General features: G+C 60.6%; 19 protein-coding genes. 7 read left to right on the top strand and 12 right to left on the bottom strand.

What is annotated here, in order from left to right:
• Nucleotide 1: 1 nt before the first annotated feature.
• The 6 genes from AC1D10_RS08970 to AC1D10_RS08945 all read right to left on the bottom strand — a co-directional run bounded on the left by AC1D10_RS08970 (nt 2) and on the right by AC1D10_RS08945 (nt 4,436).
• Nucleotides 2-1,048, bottom strand: a complete 1,047-nt coding sequence (locus tag AC1D10_RS08970; protein ID WP_477270714.1) for a HupE/UreJ family protein — start codon at nt 1,046-1,048, stop codon at nt 2-4.
• The gene (locus tag AC1D10_RS08965) at nt 1,045-1,920 is read right to left on the bottom strand and encodes a peptidyl-prolyl cis-trans isomerase (protein ID WP_477270712.1); all 876 of its coding nucleotides are present in this window, start codon (nt 1,918-1,920) and stop codon (nt 1,045-1,047) included. The genes AC1D10_RS08970 and AC1D10_RS08965 overlap by 4 nt, the downstream gene beginning before the upstream one ends.
• Complete coding sequence (locus AC1D10_RS08960) at nt 1,917-2,051, bottom strand: hypothetical protein (protein ID WP_477270710.1); 135 nt, start codon at nt 2,049-2,051, stop codon at nt 1,917-1,919. The genes AC1D10_RS08965 and AC1D10_RS08960 overlap by 4 nt, the downstream gene beginning before the upstream one ends.
• Nucleotides 2,052-2,300: 249 nt before the next feature.
• Nucleotides 2,301-2,699, bottom strand: a complete 399-nt coding sequence (locus AC1D10_RS08955; protein ID WP_477270708.1) for a hypothetical protein — start codon at nt 2,697-2,699, stop codon at nt 2,301-2,303.
• A 591-nt stretch (nt 2,700-3,290) separates the two neighbouring features.
• Nucleotides 3,291-4,091 carry a hypothetical protein gene (locus tag AC1D10_RS08950; RefSeq protein WP_477270707.1) on the bottom strand — a complete coding sequence of 267 codons (801 nt, stop codon included), beginning with the start codon at nt 4,089-4,091 and terminating at the stop codon, nt 3,291-3,293.
• Nucleotides 4,092-4,220: 129 nt separating this feature from the next.
• On the bottom strand, nt 4,221-4,436 hold the full coding sequence (locus AC1D10_RS08945; RefSeq protein ID WP_477270705.1) for a hypothetical protein: 216 nt from the start codon (nt 4,434-4,436) through the stop codon (nt 4,221-4,223).
• 214 nt (nt 4,437-4,650) lie between these two features.
• On the opposite strand from AC1D10_RS08945, the gene AC1D10_RS08940 reads away from it, so the two are divergent.
• The gene (locus AC1D10_RS08940) at nt 4,651-6,366 is read left to right on the top strand and encodes a hypothetical protein (protein WP_477270703.1); all 1,716 of its coding nucleotides are present in this window, start codon (nt 4,651-4,653) and stop codon (nt 6,364-6,366) included.
• Here the strand turns inward: AC1D10_RS08940 and AC1D10_RS08935 are convergent.
• Nucleotides 6,331-6,801 (bottom strand): sensor histidine kinase, encoded by a 471-nt coding sequence (locus AC1D10_RS08935; protein ID WP_477270701.1) that lies wholly within the window; start codon nt 6,799-6,801, stop codon nt 6,331-6,333. The genes AC1D10_RS08940 and AC1D10_RS08935 overlap by 36 nt on opposite strands.
• A gap of 491 nt (nt 6,802-7,292) precedes the next feature.
• Between AC1D10_RS08935 and AC1D10_RS08930 the strand changes: the two genes are divergently transcribed.
• From AC1D10_RS08930 to AC1D10_RS08905, 6 genes are all read left to right on the top strand, one after another.
• A complete protein-coding gene (locus AC1D10_RS08930) occupies nt 7,293-8,051 on the top strand; it encodes an SDR family oxidoreductase (RefSeq protein WP_477270699.1) in 759 nt (252 codons plus the stop codon).
• Nucleotides 8,052-8,586: 535 nt separating this feature from the next.
• Complete coding sequence (locus AC1D10_RS08925; protein WP_477270963.1) at nt 8,587-9,423, top strand: alpha/beta fold hydrolase; 837 nt, start codon at nt 8,587-8,589, stop codon at nt 9,421-9,423.
• A 90-nt stretch (nt 9,424-9,513) separates the two neighbouring features.
• The gene (locus AC1D10_RS08920) at nt 9,514-9,930 is read left to right on the top strand and encodes a cupin domain-containing protein (RefSeq protein WP_477270697.1); all 417 of its coding nucleotides are present in this window, start codon (nt 9,514-9,516) and stop codon (nt 9,928-9,930) included.
• Between the two features lie 29 nt (nt 9,931-9,959).
• Nucleotides 9,960-10,412 (top strand): CBS domain-containing protein, encoded by a 453-nt coding sequence (locus tag AC1D10_RS08915; protein ID WP_477270695.1) that lies wholly within the window; start codon nt 9,960-9,962, stop codon nt 10,410-10,412.
• 86 nt (nt 10,413-10,498) lie between these two features.
• Nucleotides 10,499-10,957 carry a carboxymuconolactone decarboxylase family protein gene (locus AC1D10_RS08910; protein WP_379098275.1) on the top strand — a complete coding sequence of 153 codons (459 nt, stop codon included), beginning with the start codon at nt 10,499-10,501 and terminating at the stop codon, nt 10,955-10,957.
• Nucleotides 10,958-11,014: 57 nt separating this feature from the next.
• Nucleotides 11,015-11,662, top strand: coding sequence for an HD domain-containing protein (locus AC1D10_RS08905; RefSeq protein ID WP_477270692.1), 648 nt, complete (start codon nt 11,015-11,017; stop codon nt 11,660-11,662).
• A 125-nt stretch (nt 11,663-11,787) separates the two neighbouring features.
• On the opposite strand, the gene AC1D10_RS08900 is transcribed toward AC1D10_RS08905, so the two are convergent.
• The 5 genes from AC1D10_RS08900 to AC1D10_RS08880 all read right to left on the bottom strand — a co-directional run bounded on the left by AC1D10_RS08900 (nt 11,788) and on the right by AC1D10_RS08880 (nt 18,036).
• Complete coding sequence (locus AC1D10_RS08900; protein ID WP_477270961.1) at nt 11,788-12,486, bottom strand: response regulator transcription factor; 699 nt, start codon at nt 12,484-12,486, stop codon at nt 11,788-11,790.
• Nucleotides 12,476-12,865, bottom strand: coding sequence for a response regulator (locus tag AC1D10_RS08895; RefSeq protein ID WP_477270690.1), 390 nt, complete (start codon nt 12,863-12,865; stop codon nt 12,476-12,478). The genes AC1D10_RS08900 and AC1D10_RS08895 overlap by 11 nt, the downstream gene beginning before the upstream one ends.
• A gap of 2 nt (nt 12,866-12,867) precedes the next feature.
• Nucleotides 12,868-13,509, bottom strand: a complete 642-nt coding sequence (locus AC1D10_RS08890; RefSeq protein WP_477270688.1) for a response regulator transcription factor — start codon at nt 13,507-13,509, stop codon at nt 12,868-12,870.
• Nucleotides 13,506-17,120: a PAS domain-containing protein gene (locus tag AC1D10_RS08885; protein ID WP_477270686.1), complete on the bottom strand. Its 3,615-nt coding sequence runs from the start codon at nt 17,118-17,120 to the stop codon at nt 13,506-13,508. Before AC1D10_RS08885 ends, AC1D10_RS08890 begins: the two co-directional genes overlap by 4 nt.
• 562 nt (nt 17,121-17,682) lie before the next feature.
• Complete coding sequence (locus AC1D10_RS08880) at nt 17,683-18,036, bottom strand: SPW repeat protein (protein ID WP_477270684.1); 354 nt, start codon at nt 18,034-18,036, stop codon at nt 17,683-17,685.
• Nucleotides 18,037-19,501 lie beyond the last annotated feature (1,465 nt).

Here is a 19,501-nt window from a genome sequence, read left to right as displayed (position 1 = left end):
TTTATGAAAACATCGCGTCCAGACGCTGCACGGTCCAGAATGCCGCGACGATTCCGATGGCGTAGGCCGAGGCGACAATCACCTGCCGGGGAATGGCGATGAGGCGCCCCACTGCATAGACTGCGGTCAGCAAGACAGCGATGAAGGCAAGCTGTCCGAGCTCGACGCCGACGTTGAACGCGAGCAGCGCCAGCGGAATGTCGCTATGCGGCAGGCCGAGCTCGACCAGCGCACCGGCAAAGCCGAAGCCGTGCAGCAGGCCGAAAACGAAGGCCACCATCCACGGCCGCACAATGGCCAGGCTGAGCTGCCCGCGCTCCATCCGAACAACTTCGGCAGCGACCATGACGATGCTGATGGCAATCATCGCCTCCACCGGCCGCGACGGCAGCGTCACCCATCCGAGAGTGGCGCAGCTCAAGGTGATCGAGTGAGCGGCCGTGAAGGCGGTGATCGCTTTCACCAGCTTGCGCCAATCGCGCACGATCAGCATCAGCCCGCAGACGAAAAGCAGGTGGTCGAAGCCAAAGGCGATGTGTTCGATGCCATGACGGACGTAGGTGACGAACACCGCCCAGGCGCTCTGCGACGCCGGGATGACCGCCGACGGCTCGCTGGGGGTGAGTCGCGCCGTCCAACTGTTGCCGTTCGCGAACACCACATGGACCAGCGCGTCGGTCATGGTGTTCTGCAACCCGTCGATCACGACGTTCTGGCCGGCGAGCGGCTCCAGGGTGCGCATGCGCCAGGTCTGCACCATAGCATCGCCGGTCGGATGCGAGACGATCGGTGTCACCTTCTCGATCTTGCCGGAAAACAGGGCCGACAGCGCCAGGCGCGCGTCGCCCTGCATCGGCGTCTTGAGCAACACGCTGAATTCATTGGGCGCCTCTTCCCGGACGCTCAGATAGGCCGGACGGACCTCATGCGCGGCGGCAACGAGCGGGACCAGCATGGCGATGCAAGCGGTCAGCACAGCCAGCCGAACACACCGCATCACTGCCCGGACAACCCGTATGAGGGCAGGCCATTTGGCGAGCGGGGTCATTGAGCGGCCACCTTCGGTGTGGTCTCTTGCCCGAGCAGCGCTTTTGCACTGTCATCCAGCGCCGCGTTGTATTTGTTGCGCAGCTCGACCAGGTAATCTCGGCTGAGTTCGATCTGTTTCGAAGCGCGCCACTCGGCAAGGACGGCATCCTTCACGGTCTCGAAGGGCTTCGGCGTGGTCGCCGTGCGCTGCGTGACGAGCACCAGATGAAAGCCATAGCCGGATTTCACCGGACCACGCCATCCGCCCGGTTCAAGTGCAACCACCTCGCGCGCGAAATCGGCGCCGAACATTCCCGACAGCGCCTGCTCGTCAGTGTCGGCAAAACTGTCGCCGAACAGCAGCCGGTCGCCCTCGATCGAACCGTCCTCGACATTCGCAGCAAGCGCATCCAGCGCGGCGGTCGCGTCCGCCGCGGCATCCTTGCGATGTTCCGGGTTGAAGTAGACCTGCCGCAATGAAAGTTTTCCGGGCGTCTCGAAGTGCGCAGGGTTGGCGGCATAGAACTGCCGCAGTTCCGCTTCGGTCGGCTCGGCAAGCTGGGCCGTATCCTCGACAAGGAATTTGAGCTTTTGCGCCAGGCGGCGGCGGATGATGGTGTCGTCCTTCTCAAGGCCCATCTCCTGCGCTTCGCGCGCCATCACTTTCTCATTCAGCAGATCGTCGACAAGACCCTTGAGCTCATCGGCGGTTGGCTCGCGCAGCCACTGGCTCGACCAGGTCTGCTTGAGCCAGCGCACGTCGCCTTCGCCGAGGCTGATCCGCTCATAGGCTGTTGTTTCGACATGCCTGTTGTTCAGCCAGGAATAGCCGCCGAACACGATCGCGCCGACGACGGCAAAATGCAGCAGAGGCTCTCTGAGCAACGTCATGCGTTTTCCTCCGCTCCGGCTACGGTAGCATCGCGCACGCGGGCCACGCGGGCATTGCCAAATGCCGCGTTGCCTTCGACGCCGAAAACCAGCGGAACCGCCAATAGAAAAACCGACACGACGTCGCCCATGTTTGCCCCTCGTTGCGAACGCGCTCCGGCAGCCGACAATGGGAATGCTCTCGAGTTACCCGTGCAATGCCATTGGGGCGGGCGTGATACTCGATGAGCACTTCCTGCATTCATTCGTGGATAGTAGGCCCCAAAGAGCTGGCGCTGGAATGTAAGTTACGTGGGGTAAGCATGTAATCGCGCTACAGAACCGCTGTCGTTGCCGGGCACGAACTCCTAAATGTGCCCGCGCCGTCTTGCCCTCGGCTGTCACCGGTTTCCCTGCGGAAGGCCCCGTAGAAGCAGACCACCCCAGACGGCAAGAAGTGCGTGGAATGCAACCGTGGGCCAAAGCATGACGCCGGTCATCTTCAGGACTACGGCCGCGTAGACGAGGAGAATCGATACGGCCGTGTTGTAAATCAGAATGCCAGCTAGCAATCCGAATAGTGAAGGATTTAACGCGTCTTTCCTCGCCATCCAGCTTGCGGCACCTATGGCAAGCAGCGCCGCGCCCGCAATGCGGCCGACAAAAATTGATTCAACCGTGGCGCTGTCCAATCCAAGCAGGAGAGCAAATGGAACGGAAGGCAGCAAAAGAAGACCGAGACCTGTCGCCGCTTCGACCGCGGCAATTACGACCAGGAATAGCTTTCGTGTCGCGTTCATTTGTTGAGTTTGTCCATCGTTGATCCGCCAATTTGGCGCGGGCAGTGTTCTAGCGCACGACCGACCGATCGGACGCGATGCACACCCGCAGAGCTGGCCGACACATACCGCTGCCGACAAAACGTCACGCACACGCCCGGTAGTTAGACTGGTTACCAGGTTCGCACCCAAACTCCCTTTTCACAGCCCAGTCCGGATCTGCTTTTGTCGGCCGGTCACAGTCTGATCAGTTGACGTGGACGACCACGTACTTCGAGCCCGAGTGCTGGTAGTATTTCCCGCCGCAATGCCAGATTGCCGTTCCGTTGACCGAAGTCTTGACGCAACCAGCAGGTAGCCTGGCTACGTAGATACTCGTTCTGCGGWTGGTTCGCCGCGTCGCGCGCCGCGCGACGCCGGCTGCGCTTGTGGCCGTAAGAGGGCGGCCAACGCGGGCCAACGCTTCAGATGAAATAGATCCCTGTGTGACCAGGGAGACCGGATCGACTTGCACGAAAGTGGCCAAAGCCAGGGCCAGGACGGTACAGTTGCGGAATGTAAGTTTCGTTGTCATCGCTTCCTCCTTTGTTGTCCATTGATGCAAATCGAATCCTAGAAACGCATGACCAATCCCATGATCGGTCCCTGCTGGACGACATCGAAGACGAAGCCGTCATTGCGGTAGTTGACGCCGAGCGCGCGATAGCCGGCGACCGCCGAAAACCGTTCGTTGAAGCGGTACCCCAACGCGGCGGCGACATCCCAGTCCACCTTGGCGCCGCCTGCACCAACCATGCCCCAGCCCGTCAGATAGACTTCGGGCGTCAGCGAGTAATTCGCCCGAACGCCAACCAGCCCATCCACCCAGGTCGCCCCATCGCTGCCGGATACGCCGTCAAGGATACCGCCATGGAAGTCGAGGTCCGTGTCTACGGACCAGACCCTCATGGCGCCGACGAAATCGAGACGTCCGGCGTCACTCTGGAAGATCGAATAGCCAGCTCCGACCAGCCCCGAAAATGTTTGCGACGAGACCTCGACACTGTCGGCGACGACGCCTCGCGGCGTGCCGTTTTCTCCCGATAATTTCACATACATGAGGTCGCCGAAAATGCTGTAGCGGTCGTAGCGCGCCTCGGCGACAGCCATGGCCGCGAAGTCGAGATTCTTCAGGATGTCGCTGAAGCTCGCATCGACGTCGATGGAGGGCAGACCAAACTGCGCCACTTCCCCCGACATTCCAGCCGCCCAGAAATACGGCGCCACGGAGAACGTCCATCCTTGTTCGGTGACCACCGGTTTCAGGTCCGGCGTCACTGGTGAGACCGCATCCGCGGCCCCCACGGGATGGGTAAGCCAAAGGAAAGAAAGGACAGCACAACCCAAGGCTTGTGTCCGATAGAAAGTCATCATGTCAGGTGTCCCCTCCTGAGGCTGGCCGCCGTTTGCGGATTTGTTGCTTGGGGAAACGGCAGTGTCTTACGGTGCGAAAGCCGTCCATCGGCATGTTTCCCACGCTGTCGGCATGCGAGTCATGGCCGTTCACCGTGGCGGCCACAGTTTGATACCCGATTTGCGGGCGGCATCGGTATTCAGCACTGCAGCTCCTACCTCTCCAACCAGGCGATCCACGAGTTCCTGCCATTCGGCTCGTCTGGCTTCGCGCAATGCCGGCGGGGTCTGGTCGACCTTCGAAAGCGCAAACTCCGCATCGGCGAGTTCCTCGCAGATGTCGCGAAAGCTCTCGCTGCGGTCCATCAGCCGATGGATCGTCAATTCAAACTGGGGGTATCGGCGCACTGCCGCCGAGACCGCTCGGTGTCTGTCAGACGATCCGTCTTTTGTGTTCATGACGCCAGTTCATCGACCTGACGCAATCGTATTGCAAAGAGACGGCAGCAGAAGGTAAGTTACGTGGATAAGCATGTAACCGCACAACAAAAAAGGCGGTTGCAAGGGACCAAGCGAGGGCATGGCGATCCAGGCGGAAACGCCCCCACCGAGGGAGCATGAGCTCCCTATCGAGGCTTGTCGCGCCCAACTTGCCCTTATCCTCGACAGTGCGGACTTCGATGCCACTGGCCGCGAGCGCCGCTTCCTCAGCCATGTGGTGGAAGAAGCCTTGTCGGGACGTGGCGACCGTATCAAGGCCTATTCCATCGCAGTCGAAGTGTTTGGTCGCGGCGAGGCGTTCGACCCGCAGACGGATCCGATTGTTCGCATCGAGGCCGGCCACCTCAGGCGTGCGCTGGAACGCTATTATCTGACGGCCGGACACACAGACCCAATCCTGATCACGATTCCAAAGGGGGGGTATGTCCCTGTCTTCCTGCTTCGTTCGCAGCCTTTGTTGCCGCTGCCGCAGGCGGCCGTTGTTTCTCCAACAGTAACCCCCTCTCCGGTCCGATGGATTGCGTTCCTGCTGCCGGCGATGCTTGCAGCCATCCTCGCGGCGGGAGCGTCGGTATTGGCGTGGTCGTGGACGTCTGTCAGGTCAAGCGCGCCAGAAACGCCCCGTGTGCTTGTTGAGCCGTTTGACGATCTGACCGGCACCGCCGCGGCGGCAGCCATTGCGACCGGATTGAAGCAGGAAATTGTCAGCCAACTTTCGAAGTTCAAGGACATTGTGGTCATGGAGTCGGCGCCTGAGGACGGCGATACGTCGACCGCGCCACCACGATTTGTCCTTGCTGGAAGCGTCAGCCTGTCGGTCGATACCTTTCTGCTTCGGGTCAGGTTGATCAACCGAGCCAACGGTTCGGTTCTGTGGGCAGACAGCTATGATGGCCGGATGAAAGTCGCGGAACTTGTCGGGGCCCAGTCAGACATCGCGCGGAATGTATCGACGAGCCTGGCTCAAACCTATGGCGTCATCTTCCAGGCGGATGCCAATCTCAATGTCGACAATCCGCCCGACGATTGGGTGGCATATTCTTGCACGCTGTCTTTCTATGCATATCGGATCGAGCTCAGCCCCGAAACCCGTGCATCCGTGCGTACGTGCCTCGAGAACGCCGTGGGGCGCTTCCCGAATTACGCCACCGCCTGGGGTCTGCTTTCGCTTGTCTACATCGATGACTATCGCTTCGAGTTTCCCACCGACGCCACATCGTCCGCCGCCGTGCTCGAGCGCGCCCTGGCAGCCGCAAGGCAGGCGGTGGAAGTCGACCCTCTCAATGTACGAGGGCTTCAGGGAGAAATGCTTGCGCTCTATTTCAGCAAGGAAATCAATCTGGCGCTGGGAGTGGGCAAGCGGGGTTTGGCCATCAATCCCAACGATACCGAGTTCATGGGTGAATACGGACAGCGGCTGGCGGTCTCCGGAAATTGGCAAAACGGCTGCGCGTTGATTACGGAGGCGCGCCAAAAAAATCCGAGGTCGTTGGGCTATTATGAGGTGGATTTGGCTCTTTGCTCTTATTTCAGCGGTGATTATCCGCAGGCGGTCATGTGGATGAAGAAATCGCCGGTTCGATCGAACCCGATCTACCATATTGTTGCGGCTGCCATTCTGAGCGAAGGAGGTTACAAGATCGAGGCTGATCGCGAGCGCGCCTGGCTGGAGCAAAATCAACCGGCTTGGGTGAAGAACATGCGCCAGGTCGTATCGATGCGGTTGGCCCGCTCGCAAGACGTCGAAACCTTCATCGTCTCACTGAGGAAAGCCGGCTTCGACGTGGCGGACTGACCGCCGTGGCGTCACGGCGGGCTCTATCGAGATCGAGCCGCCGTCGGGCATCGCGTCGCGCGCATTGAACACGAGATTCAGGACCGCGTTCTGCAGGCCCAAACGATCGCATATCGCGGGAGGCAAATCGGATCCGATACGGACCTCGAACCGGATCTGCAATTCCCACGCGCTTCGGATGAGAGTTTCGACCTCAGCCAGGCATCTACTCAAGTCCGTGTGTTCGATTCCTCTGGGAGCCTCCAAGGCTCTGCCCATTGTATCTCGGACGAGCGCGCCAGCGCGTTGCAGCGCCGTCCTGGCACTGGCGATCACGGGCTCAAGGGCCGGAGCCGTTGAGACGCTTGGGTCCCGCGCGACGCGGTTCAGCGCGGATGACGCAACCTGGATGAGATTGCCCAGGTCATGAACGATGCCGGCGGTCGGCTGCTCCATGCGACGGGCGCGCGGGGCAACTTCGGCGTTCCTATCAAAGCCAATCGTGCCTGGTCTTGCTTCTGAGCGTGACAATTGACGTCCCTCCGATCCCCGGGCACGAACTGCTGTGTGGTGCCGAAACGTTATGCGGGCGGGCACCCCACGGGGTCGATTGCCTCGAGGACCAGGACGACGCACGCAGCCAGATAGGATGGCCTACCGCCAGCTCCCCAGGACGGGGCTCGATGTGTGTGGGAGGATCGACCAGATACGCCGATGGTGCGTTCGACCAATGCACCGGCACTACCATTCGCCTCATATGACTAGCATCCCCCAGCCTCTGAACGCATCGGTACTAGACCTTCGCATCAAACGACAGATGCTTCCGTTCAATAGTTTGGCCGGCGTCTCCGTCGCATTGTTTACAGCGAAGACAGAGTGATGTGCCGGCTCGATGGCCGCTCAATCAGACAACCCAACCCCTGGAATGCGAACAAGGAGGTTCGACCATGAAAATCGTCGTGATAGGCGGCACCGGACTGATCGGCTCGAAGACGGTCGAGAGGCTGCGCAAGAGGGGTCATGAGGTGCTCGCTGCGTCGCCGAACTCTGGTGTCAACACCATCACAGGCGAAGGATTGACCGAAGCTCTTGCGGGAGCGCAGGTCGTCATAGATCTGGCGAATTCGCCATCCTTCGAGGACAAGGCCGTCCTGGAGTTTTTCGAGACCTCGGGGAGAAATTTGCTCTCCGCAGAAAAGCGGGCGGGCGTGAAACACCACATCGCGCTCTCTATCGTGGGCGCCGAGCGCCTACCCAAGAGTGGATACATGCGCGCCAAGATGGCCCAGGAGCGGCTGATCAAGGACTCGGGGATACCTTACACCATCGTCCATTCGACGCAGTTTTTCGAATTCCTGGGCGGCATCGCTCAGTCCGGAACTGTGGGAGATATTACAACGGTTTCGTCTGCCTATTTTCAGCCGATCGCTTCTGACGACGTCGCGGACATCATGACCGATGTGGCGCTCTCGCCACCGGTCAACGGCGCGATCGAGATCGCCGGCCCCGCGCCGGTCCGCATGAGCGATCTCGTTGCACAGTTTCTGAAGGCAATGAACGATCCACGCAAGGTAACCGCGGATCCCCACGCGCCCTATTTTGGCACGGAACTTGACGACCGCTCGCTCGTACCAAGCGACCACCCGCGCATCGGTGCAACGCACTTCGAAGACTGGTTCAGCCACGCCCCACACCAGCGGAACTGAGCCGCTGCTCGCGCGCCGCTCGACGCCGCGCGAGCCTCAAGGTCAAAGGCGAATTAACGAAAGCGCAAATATAAATCCCCTCGGACGGGGCATACAAGCTTGCCCGATGAAGTAAAATCCAGGAACAATAAAAATGGCATACCAAGTAATAGAGAAAGCAGACGGCAATGGCTACTCTCGTTTTTACGTCTACGACGACGAGAATTACATAGCCGGCCCGTGGTTAGAAGACTGGCAGGCTACACATTTCATCGAAACGCAGACTGAAGACCGCTACATGGCCAGAGCCGACAGAACGGCTGTGATGCGCGGCCGCAGGAGCAACGGCAAATTGGTATTGCGCGATGAGCGGGAGCGTCAATCCCGCGCTGTAGGCGACATCGAAGGCGATCCGGTTCGCCGCGCATCGCGCCGCGATGTTTTGTTGGGCGCCCTTACCGCCACAGTTGCGGCTGGTCTGGCCCGAGCCACACCCGCTTGGGCGGAGGGAGACCAAAAGCTTCCATCTTCCGAGGCAAGCAAAGGAGCAGCAAGCATGGGCATGATCACTACCACTGACGGCACAGGAATTTACTACAAGGATTGGGGGCCCAGGAATGCCCAGCCGATCGTCTTCCATCACGGGTGGCCTCTGAGCGGCGACGATTGGGATGCGCAGATGATTTTCTTCCTCGACAAGGGCTATCGCGTCATCGCCCACGATCGGCGCGGCCATGGACGTTCAGCGCAAGTGAGCGAAGGCCACGACATGGATCACTACGCCGCTGATGTTGCCGCTGTGGTCGAGCATCTCGACCTGAGAAATGCGGTCCATATCGGTCACTCCACCGGCGGCGGCGAAGCCACCCACTATGTGGCGCGGCATGGTCAGCCTCAGGACCGCGTCGCGAAGCTCGTGCTTATCGGCGCTGTGCCGCCGGTCATGGTGAAGACGCCTGCCAATCCAGGCGGCTTGCCAATCGAAGTGTTCGACGGCCTGCGCAAATCGCTCGCCGGTAATCGGGCGCAGTTCTATCTCGATTTCGCAAGCGGTCCCTTTTACGGCTTCAACCGGCCGGGCGAAAAGCCAATTCCGGGTGTCATTCAGAACTGGTGGCGGCAAGCGATGGTGGGCAGCGCCAAAGCGCAGTATGACGGCATAAAGGCCTTTTCGGAGACCGACTTCACCGACGATCTGAAGGCGATCAAGGTGCCGACACTGGTGATGCATGGCGACGACGACCAGATCGTCCCGATCGCCGGCTCGGCACTGCTCTCATCGAAGCTTCTGAAAAAAGCGACGCTGAAGGTCTACGAGAAATTTCCACACGGCATGTGCACCACCCACGCCGATGTGGTGAACCCCGACCTGCTCGCCTTCATCACTTCATAGGCTGGCGCCGTATCTTGGCGCGAGCCCGGTCGCCGGTCGTCCCTCCCCGGCCGGCGATCCTCCATCACACACCCAACTGGAGTCATGACCATGATCCGAACAATCCTCTGCACCGCTGCTATCGCAACCAGTCTTGCAACGGGCTCAGCGCTCGCCCATGATTCCCATGGCGACAAGGCCGCGCTGATTTACGACCACCCGCTGCCCAATGTGCCGGGCAAGAGCATGCGCGCCGTGCTCGTCGAGTACGAACCGGGCGGCACTTCTGCGGGACATACGCATCCAAAATCTGCGTTCATCTTTGCGACGGTTCTCGAAGGCGCAATCCGCAGCCAGGTGAATGACGGGCCGGTAACGACATATCGCGCCGGCGAAAGCTTTTCCGAATTTCCGGGCGACCGCCACGGCGTCAGCGAAAATGCCAGTGCGACCGAACCCGCCAAGCTTCTGGCTGTGTTCGTTGTCGACACCAGTGAAACCGAGCTCACCACATACAGCGACGACTGAGGTCGAGCATCTCACGGATCGGTTTGAACATGGAGGTGGCTGCAATGCTTATCGACAAACTGCATGCCTTGACTTCGCCACGCCTTGCCGTGATCGACGTCAATGCCCCTGTGCAAGCGGCCGCCCTTTCTCTTTCCAGGCCCGGCATCGGCCTTGTCGTGGTCTGCAATGGCAACGGCGGCGCCGAAGGCGTGCTGAGCAAATCTGATCTCGTCCGCCATCTCGTCAGTTCGGCGTCGTCAGTGCCGCCAGTTTCTGCCCTGATGAGCAGACATATCGTGTCGTGCACGCCAGAGGATGATCTGCATGAGGTGTGGCAAACGATGGCTGCCACCAGCCTGCAGAACATGCCCGTGGTCGACATAGGCGCCAAGCCTATCGGTATTCTCGACATACGCGACGCGATGAAAGTTCTGTTCGAGCGGGAAGAGATCCAGGAGCAGATACTCTCCGACTACGTTGCCGGTGTCGGCTTTCGCTAACCGCGATCGTCAATCGGCACCGATGAAACAGCACCGTGGCCCCCTGCGAGAAAATGAAACCTTCAATCAACATCATGGAGTCTCACATGACCAAGCGTCTGAATTTCCTGGCCCGCAAGAACGGCGGTATCGAGGGCCTTGTCGCCGTCGAGAGCTGGCTTGCCAGCAGCTTCGATCCGAAGCTGCTCGAACTCGTCAAATTGCGGGTGTCGCAGATGAACGGCTGCGCGCATTGCCTGCACATGCATCGGCAAGACGCCATCAAACTGGGCGAGACCGACGATCGGCTGCTGCTGCTCGACGCTTGGCGCGAATCTGCCCTCTACACGGAACGCGAGCGGGCCGCCCTCGCCTGGGCCGAAGCGCTCACCCGCATCGCCGAGACCCATGCGCCCGACGCAGCCTACGAGGAAGCTCGCAACGCCTTCTCCGAAGATGAACTCGTCGCGCTCTCGATCGGCGTGGCTATGATCAACGCCTGGAACAGGCTGGCTATCGGCTTTCGCCTGCAGCATCCGGCGGACCGCATGCGCGCCGCCGCCTGAAGCCTGCGATCAAGCGCGCCGGCGAAACCGCCCGAAACGCAGTGAGGAGGACGCGACATGAACGGAATCACCAGCCGGATGCTTGCAGGGGTCTCGGTCCCCGATACCCCGCTCGTGCAGCAGGCTCTCGAATATGCGCGGAGAGAATGCGAGGCCTATCTGTTCAATCACGTCGTCCGCTCCTGGTTGTTCGCGGCACGACTCGGGCAGCTCCGCAACATCGACCATGACGCGGAAGTCGTCGCGGTCGGGACCTTGTTGCACGACATCACGCTCAACGAGCGTTTTGACGGTCCGCGCCGTTTCGAAGTCGAAGGCGCGGATCTGGCTAGGATCTTCTCACGAAAAGGCGGTGTCGACGAGCGTCGGGCCCAGCTCATCTGGGACAGCGTGGCCCTCAACTCGACCCCGTCGATCGGCCTCTACAAGGAGGCGGAGGTCGCCCTTTGTACTGCCGGCATCTGCCTGGATGTTGTCGGACTCAAGTACGAGACCATCCCTGCGGCAGAAATCGCCAAGGTTGTAGGTGAATTCCCGCGGCTCGAGATGAAGCGGCGCATGACGCGGTGCTTCTGTCACATCGCCCAGATGCACCCGGAAACGACGTACGACAACTTCGCCCGGGACTTTGGCGAACGCTTCGTGCCCGGATACCGGGCGCCTTCTTCCGTCGACATCGTGTTGAACGCGCCCTTTGCAGAATAAGCACCTCCAAGCGCTGGACTGTCCTCTTGGATTCGTCGCACTCGACGAGTTCGGCCTTCAACTCGTCGCCCCCTCGCCGGCGACGAGTTGCAGTGCAAGGCGCGCTGGTAGACCCATTGGGCGGCTCAAGCCAAAGTCTTGGTCGAACCGGCATCGCGCATCGAAGCCGGCAGTGTTTCCCATGCCCGGATCAGCTCACCGATGGACGCCACCTCCATCTTGCGCATCACATTGCCGCGGTGGAGCTTGACGGTGATCTCGCTGATTCCGAGGTCGAATGCGATCTGTTTGTTGACTCGCCCATGCGCGACTTCGCGCAGGACCTGACGTTCGCGTGGCGTCAGCGTCTCATGGCGTTCGACATTGCGCTTGACGACCACTGCAGCCGCCCGCCGAGCGGCGTCCATCGCAATCCCCGCAACCACCGCATCAAGCAGGGTTTGGTCGCGTGCTGGCTTGGTGAGAAAGTCGACGGCGCCGGCCTTCATCGCCTGGACAGTCATTGGAATATCGCCATGCCCGGTCAGGAAGATGATTGGCTTGGGGTTGCCGCTTTGGGCCAGACGATGCTGCAGGTCGAGGCCGCTCGCTCCTGGCATGCGCACGTCGAGGATCAAGCAGCCGGGGCCGTCCAATACGTCGGCGTCGAGGAATTCGCGGGTTGAGGGAAAGGAGATTGACTGGAAGCCCGCCGACAGGATCAACTCGGACAGCGCCTCACGAACAGAGGCATCGTCATCGACAATGATGACGAGCGGCTGCTCCGTGTCCCGCTGCTGTGATAGCGGTGCCGATCTCCGCGGGAGCGGCTGCTCACCTGTCATGATCATCCTCCATTTGTTGATTGCGCAAGGAGTCGCCGACCGCCGCAAGCAGGGCCTGGGCATCGAAGGGCTTGCGGAAAAATCCGCTGATGCCCTGCGCGCGGCCCTGATCGGCTATCTCGTGGCGGCCTGTGATCAGGAACACCGGCAGCTCCGGACGCGTCCTCTTCACCAGGTCACGAAGTTCAAAGCCGTTCATGCCAAGCATCCCGATGTCGGTGATGAGCACATCCAGGCCCGACAGGCCGCTGATGAGCAACTGTCGCGCCGATGAGAAGCTGCGGGCCACATAGCCGGCTGACTCCAGAAGTTCCTCCAGCGACTCGAGCAGCCGTGGATCGTCGTCGACAACCGCCACAACAGGCCTGACGTTGCTCACGCTCAGCTCCTTCTCGCCCGGCGCGAGTGGGTGATCGGTATTTCCAATCGCTCTGCGATACGCACGAGATCGGCGAGCGACGCAGCGACCATTTTCTGCATGACGTTCCTTCTATGGATTTCCAGCGTGACCTCGCTGATCCCCAGTTCGGCGGCGGCCTGCTTATTGAGCAACCCACTTACCACCAGCGGCAGCACGTCGCGTTCGCGCGGCGTCAGGTCGAGATAGCGTTGCCTCAGCACGCCAAGCTCGGCGCGCTCTGACCTACTTGCCTGATCCTGGGCAATCGCCGCATGGATTGCGGCCATGAGGTCCGCATCACTGAAAGGCTTGGTCAGGAAGTCCACGGCACCGCGCTTGATCGCACGCACGGATGACGGGATGTCGCCGTGCCCTGTTATGAAAACGATCGGCGGATGGTCCCCCTCGGCGATCTGCCTCTGCAGATCGAGGCCGTTGATATCCGGCAATTCGACATCGAGGATGAGGCAGGCCGGCACGTCCGGCTTGTCCATGCCGACATAGTCGCCGGCCGATGCGAACGCGATAGCGTGCATATCGTGTGACGCCAGGAGTTCGCCGAGCGCCTCGCGAATGCGTTCATCGTCATCGACGATGAAGACAATATGGTCTTCGGTCGTCATGGCGCCGCTTCCGCTGTAACCGGCAAGGTGAAGAGGAATGTCGTTCCGTGCGGTTCGTTCGTCTCCACCCACAGCCGGCCGCCGTGGGACTCGACAATCGAACGGCAGATCGCCAGCCCCATGCCCATCCCGTGCCCTTTCGTCGTGAAGAACGGCTCGAATATTCTCTCTGGAAACTCTACGCCCTGCCCGCGATCGCTGATCTCCGTCTGGACCACATCGCCCAGTCGGTGCACGCGGACCCCAAGAACTCTGTCGCCCGCAACAGAGTCCATCGCATCCATACCGTTGCGCATGAGATTGACCAGGACCTGCTGGATCTGGACGCGATCGAGCACCAGAAGCGGAAGATCGCGTTCGACGTCCGTATTGATGCGGACACGATGCCGCCCCGCCTCCTCCGCCATGAGATCCAGCGCCTCGGCAATGACGCTAGACAGCGTTGTGTTGGTCCTCTGAGTTTCTATGGATTGTTTGAACAAGGCGCGGATGTGGCTGACGACATCCGCCGCCGAGTTGGCGTCCCGGATGATGCGCTCCACCGTTTTCTGCGCCCGCTCGATATTTGGGGGGGCGGCCGTGAGCCAACGCTGGCATGCGTGCGAGTTCGCCACAACGGCCGCCAAGGGCTGGTTGACCTCGTGCGCGATCGACGCGGAGAGCTCGGCCAGGCTTGCCGCCTGGGTCTGACGCGCAAGGTTCTCCTGGGCAAGACGCAGTTGTTCCTGCACCCGAACCTCACCGTCGATATCCAGGCAGATCACGTTCCACTGCACAATGGCGCCTTCGCCGTTGCGCATCGGCGCGGCGCGTGTCTCGACCCAGCGATATTCGCCATCGAAACGGCGCAGACGATGCCGCCGCGCGTAAGGCTCACCGGTGGACAGCGAATGGGCATATCTCTCCTTGACGCCCGCCACATCGTCGGGATGAACGCCGGCGTCGAGTGTGCCGACCAGCCGGGACTTTCCTGTCCCGTCCAATTCTTCGAGATTGTATCCGAGAAATTCGCGGAGCTGCTGGCTGCGATAAACTGGCTCGCCATCCGGCGCGGCGCAATCGATCATCGCCGGCAGCGTTTCGACAAGCTGCCAGAGGAAGCGTTCTCTCTCGCGTAGCGCCTCCTGAGAAGTCACATGATCGTGGATATCAACGTTGGCGCCGTACCATCGGATAATGCGACCGCTCTCATCGCGGAGTGGATCCGCGTGGCCCTCTGTCCAACGATATGAGCCATCCCATCGACGGTTGCGAAACTTCAGCTCGAACGGTTCGCCCGTGCTGAAGGAATGGGTCAAGGCGCCCAGCAACGCGGCCCTGTCATCCGGATGGACGATGGTTTGAATGGCACTCGGCAATCCGCCCTGAGCATCAAAATCTTCAAGCTTCAGACCGATATAGTCCACCATGGTTTTGTTGATGTATGCCGGCTCGCCGCCAGGCGTTACACACCACATCTGCACTGGCACGGTGTCGATGAGCTGCTGCAGCTGCCGCTCGCTGCGTCGCAGCGCCTCCTCGACGAGCAGCTGATCGTCGATGTCATGCGAGAGCCCGTACCACTCGACGATGCGCCCGCTCTCATCTCTCAGCGGCTCCGCGCTGCCTTCGACCCAGCGGTAGACGCCATCCGCACGCCGTAGGCGATACTTCTTGGAGAAGCGCTCGCCCGTGACGAAGCAATGGTTGAGCGCTTCCGCCAGGCCTGCGGCATCGTCGGGATGGACGGCCGTCTCTATGACAGCCGCCAGCCGGGTCATGCCCGGCTTGTCTGCATCTCCTATGTCCAGACCTAGAAAATTCATTAAGCGCTTGTTGAAGAAGGTCGGCTCGCCCTCCGAACTCAGCCGCCAAAGCAGGCTTGGAACCATATTCACCAGTTGCGCGAGTTCCCGCTCCCGGTCGCGCAATGCCTCCTGCGCGCGCACCTCATCGTCGATGTCCATGGCAGCCACGTACCATTGCACGATTGTTCCCGTTTGATTCCGCAGCGGCTCCGCACGGCCCTCCATCCAGCGATACACGCCGTCTGCGCGGCGTCGACGATACTTCATGGTATAGGGTTCGCCGGTTGCGAGGGCGTGGCCAAGTACCTCCCTCATGCGGGGTCCATCCTCCGGATGGACGGTTGCCCCTATCATCGCCGCCACGCGGCTCATCCCTGGCCTATCCAAAGCCGCGACGTCATCCAGGCCGATAGATTCTAGCGTACGCTTGCTGAAGAAGGTCGGCTCGCCGTCAGGCGCCATGCGGCCAATGTTAACGGGGACCATGTCGACCAGCAGTGACAGCTCTCGCTCACGCTCACGCAACGCCGCCTGCGCGCGCACCTCGTCGTCGATGTCGAGGGAAACGCCGTACCATTCGGCAACCGCTCCGTCCTCGTCACACCGTGGTTCTACCCGGCATTCCGCCCACCGGTAGTCACCCTCCTTCTCGCGCCAGCGAAACCGCATCGTGGAGGCGTTGCCGGTTGCGAAGCAGTTCGACAGCGTCCGCTGCACCTCGGGAGTGTCCTCCGGATGGGTCAGTTCCTGCACCAATGTCTCGATACGCGGGGGCTGGAGAGGATCGAACGTCGGGATAACGGCGCTGAAATGGTCCTGGTATCGCTTGTTGAAGTACAACGGCTGGCCCGTTGCCGTAGCGCTCCAAACGCGGACTGGGAGTGCATCGATCATCCGCTGAAGTTGGCGTTCGCTTTGGCGCAATGTGCGCAACGCCATCTGATGCTGCTGGGATATGGCGGCAACGATGAGCGCCGAGAACGCCGAAATGGCCAGAAACAACTGCAGCATGATGTGCTTTTGTTTCAGAGATTCGGGATCGCCGGCAAATTGGCTGGCACCGGATATCGTGAATACCGCCGTGATCAGCGCGAGGAGGATCAAGGCGACGGCGGCGCCTTTGAACTCGAAGCGCACTGCAGCCCAGAGCAGAGGCGGCATGATTATGTAGGCGAAGGGCAGGTAACCGCTGAGTGAAAGAGTTGCGACGCCAAGAAAGATCAGACCCAGGATGCAGACTTCCATCCAACGCTCCCTCGAGAGCTGAGTCACGTCACGCCAGTTCTGGAACACGACCAGCGCCAGCGGCGCGACGATCAGGACCCCTGTGGCGTCGCCGATCCAGAACAGCGGCCAAGCCGCCGTGAAAGTTTGAGATTGCATACCAAACCACGCAAGGGTGGCACTTCCGACCGTCGCGCTTGCGACAGGCGCGATTCCGGCGGCCAATACCACGAATGCGAGAACTTCCTGCAAGGTTTCCAGCCGCACCGGGCGCCTGCAGGTCAGGTTCACGAGCCATGCCCCGACCACAGCTTCAAGCGCGTTGCCGGCATAGATCAGGACGGCCGCAGGCAGCGGACTGTGGAACCACAGGAAATTGCTGAACAGTTCGGCCAGACAGCCCGCCGCTACCCACCACGGCCAGCTCGGCCTGGAGGCGAGGACAAGCGTAGCGATGAAAAGTCCGCTCGGCGGCCAGATGGAAATACCTGTTCCAGGCACGATTGCAAGCAACTGAGCGAATCCGCAGCCCAGGACATATGCCGCAAAAAAAAGCCCCAGGTACGAGAATTGGGGGCGATGCGACCAGACGTGCATCATTGGCTGCTCCTCCAGGACAAGCAAAGCATCGGAACTGTCAGTGCCGCGTATAGCACTTGTGCTAGGTGTCTGGATCTGGGCTTGCGAACTCACGCCCCACCGTAGTCTCACCATGCCCCAGCCGCACCTCATGGAAATCCATGAGGCGAGTCGAACTGAGTGGCATGCACCTAACCTCCGGAGTGACGCCCCTAAACGACCGGAGCGGGTAGACCCCGCTCGCTGTTGGCAAGAGCGCGAATTCCCGTGCTCATCTCACGGTAGAGTGCATACTTTTCCGCGTCCGCTCAGTCGTGTCCAGCCGTTTGATCGGTTTTGGTCGGCGCAGTTCAGTGGCGGCCGCCGCATTGGAGATCGCCGGGCTTGTCGAGCAGCAGCGTGGTTGCCAACGCGATCCCTGGCGCAACACCGAAGGCCATGACATAGGCCTCCGGGCGAAACCTCAACGCGAGGGGTGGCCGTCTCGGTTGCGTCGGCGTTTCCCGGGGACGGCCGCGGCAGCCACTCCGCGAATCCGTCCCCGGTGGTCACGTTTGGACCACATCATCTGCGGGCTTCGGACTTAGTGCTTGAGGGCACCTGCGGACTTGCGACTTGCGATAAGCTGCATGACAGCGATGGTCGCAACGCAAAGGCCGATCACAACGTGCGTCCACATCGGTCCCTGCGCCGACCCGAATCCGAGCAGGAATGGAGCAACCACTGCCCAGCACCCCAAGGTGAGATTGGACCATTCAGTCCAAGCTCCGTAGCGGTAGAGCGCCACAGCAGAACAGCATACAATCAGCGCACCCACGATCCCCGCGTTCCAAACCGCGAGGGGTAGTCCGGCGAACATGAAGGCAGCGCAGGCCAGGCATGCGCCCAGAATGAGGTTGGTCCATTCCAACCCCTTGCTTGGTACTTCACTTGTCATCTTCTTCTCCTTTGAGTTCATAGATGCCATAACCATTTCGAATTACTGAGATCGAGGCAGGCTGGAGAAGAATGGGACAGTCCGATGCACTAGACTATTCTACGCAGGCATCTGTTGGGCGATGCAAAGGGCTAGGGCAGTTGGTCGCGGGGATGGCACGCACGCGTCGGGGCACAGGAATGCGCATCACTCGCGAGAGCAGCGCGCTGCCTTGGAGCAGGCCTTTCACCGGCCACTGCGCGGCGTATATCTAAAAGCCCTTCGGCGGCACGAAGAGACAAATCGTATGGCCAGCATCAATGCCCGCCTGATGCGCGCACCAATGGTATTCGCCATCGGGCGAGTTCTTCACCCGCTTGTTTTGGTAGCCCGCCAGTGAATTGAATGACGTAGCCTTCCTTTCTATACGACCGGCGACTGCACCTCCTTTACAGGCCATATTGCTGCAACAAGTCCACGGGCACTTCCACCCTGTCAGGGCGTCGTGTGCAATGGCCCAGGTCGAGGATACCGAGCAGAAGGAGTGGACTTAACAGGCGACGTGAACGGGCCGAAACCATCCGACAGGATCCTCCAAGGTGTGTCTCTCTTGGCGACCTCCCAGCACATTTGCGAGCAGAAGTAATAATGGTACGGTCGCCGGTGAAACGTGGAGCCGCAGTGGATACAGTTCATTGGCTGCTTCCAAGGTATCTGTGCCAGGCTGTATCGTCCCGTTGTTGCCGGCCTGCCAGCTGGTCTTGCCTCGATTTAACCTTGATCGCACGACGCGCGCAGGCCGGCCCCGCGCCCCGCATATAGTGCAGCTCGGGCCTGTAGCCGGGTGATATGAATTCGCGAACCGCAGATGCCAACTGTGTGGCCAGTGACATCCCTATAGCGGTCCAGGCTACGAAAGCTGACACGGCAAGGGGTGTGCGGCGCGACGGCATTCCCGTGAGACCGTACATCGACTCCTCCATGAGGATTGCGGCTGTGGAACAGAAGGCGCCGGCTCCTCCCGCGAACCAATTCTGCAACAGTATCTGCGATGCGATGCCATGGTCTTGGCAGGATGCGCCCAACGGATGGCGATCCTGGATCAAAGCAAGCCCTGGACCGATGCCTCAGTGTGTGAAGGCAACCCTGGGCGACAGGGTGGATACATCCTCAACACAATGCCGCAAGGTCGGATGAGAATTGATGTCGACGTCAGTGCTGTCAGCGATCTCATTCGGTTTGCTCGAAGTTTGCTGAGCCGGCGTCCTCGTTTCAAACAATCTATGCCTGAGGATAGGGTATCCTCTGCTCGAGACTCATAGACTGCGATCGGTGGGCTGACGTACAGTGCAACCAGGCAGTGTATGTCTGGCTGACAGCGCCGATGTGGAGCGACGAAGGAAAGTCTCGACGGGAATCGGCGGATGCCGAGTTGAACAAGGGCCTGAGATACCCTCTTCGGCTAAGGATTTGAGTGCGTATGGCT

The sequence above is a fragment of the Mesorhizobium sp. P2_A8 genome (assembly GCF_056404935.1).
Note: the sequence above shows the minus strand (reverse complement) of the source record. Positions and strands in the feature narration are given on the sequence as shown.